Annotated in this window: 1 protein-coding gene; it reads left to right on the top strand. The window is 67.5% G+C overall.

From position 1 onward, the window contains the following. Positions 1-1,289 (top strand): GAF domain-containing protein (locus AB0P24_RS47895; RefSeq protein ID WP_365805794.1); only part of this gene is annotated, 1,289 nt, incomplete at both ends.

Raw genomic sequence — 1,289 nt, 5'->3', positions numbered from 1 at the left:
TGGTTTTCCGCCGAATCATCCGCCGATGAACACTTTTCTCGGGGTTCCGATCCGGGTGCGTGACCAGGTTTTCGGGAATCTGTATCTGACGGAGAAGCGGGGTGGGGGGCAGTTCGACGAGGAGGATGTGTCGGTGACGTCGACGCTGGCCGTGGCGGCGGGTGTGGCGATCGACAATGCGCGTCTGTATGAGGAGTCGCGGTTGCGTGAGCGGTGGCTGCGGGCGAGTGCGGAGATCAGTCACAGTCTGATGTCCGGCACGGCGAGTGGTGAGGCGCTCGGGCTGATAGCGGAGCGGGCGAGGGAGATCACGGGTTCGGCTCTGGCTGCTGTGGCGACTCCGATGGAGGACACGGGGTCGTTGGCGGTGGAGATCGCGGTCGGTATGGATGCGGAGGATCATCGGGGGCTGGTGCTTTCTGCGGAGGGGACGTTGATGGGGCTGGCGTTCTCTGCGGGGGCGGCGGTGATCAGTGCGGATGTGCTGTGTGATGAGCGGGTTTCGGCTGAGCCGCCGCGTTTTGGGGGGCTGGGGCCGGCGGTGGCGATTCCTGTCGGTACGGGTGGTGCGGGTGGGGTGCGGGGTGTGGTGCTGCTGGCGCGGGAGGCTGGTGGGCCGTTGTTCACGGTGAAGGAGACGGAGCCGCTTGAGGTGTTCGCGGCGCAGGCGGCGCTTGCGATGGAGTTGGCGGAGCGGCGGCGGGATGCCGAGGAGATCGCGGTGCTCAAGGACCGGGATCGGATTGCGCGGGATCTGCATGATCTGGCGATTCAGCGGTTGTTCGCGACGGGGATGACGTTGCAGAGTGCGGGGCGTTTTATCGAGCATTCGGAGGCGTCGGAGCGGGTGTTGCGGGCGGTGGATGATCTGGATGAGACGATCAAGATCATTCGGTCGACGATTTTCGGGTTGCGGGCGCGGGAGGGTGGGGCGGGGACGGGGTTGCGGGCGCGTGCGGTGCGGGTGGCGGGTGAGGCGGCGGGGGCGCTGGGGTTTGCGCCGAGTGTGCGGATGGAGGGGCTGATCGACACGGAGGTGCCCAAGGAGATCGCGGATCATGTGGTGGCTGTGCTGTCGGAGGCGTTGACGAACGTGGCCCGGCATGCGCGTGCTGATCGTGTGGAGGTGGTGCTGGTGACCGATGGGCGGGAGCTGGTCCTGACGGTCAGGGACAACGGGGTGGGTATTGCGCCTGAGGGGCGGCGCAGTGGGTTGCGCAACATGGCGGAGCGGGCCGAGGAGCTCGGTGGGCGGCTGGAGTGGGACTGCCCGGCGGGTGCCGGGGGTG

The organism is Streptomyces sp. NPDC086519 (assembly GCF_040686075.1).
Lineage (GTDB): Bacteria > Actinomycetota > Actinomycetes > Streptomycetales > Streptomycetaceae > Streptomyces > Streptomyces shenzhenensis.
This window is presented reverse-complemented; position numbering and strand designations above follow the sequence as displayed.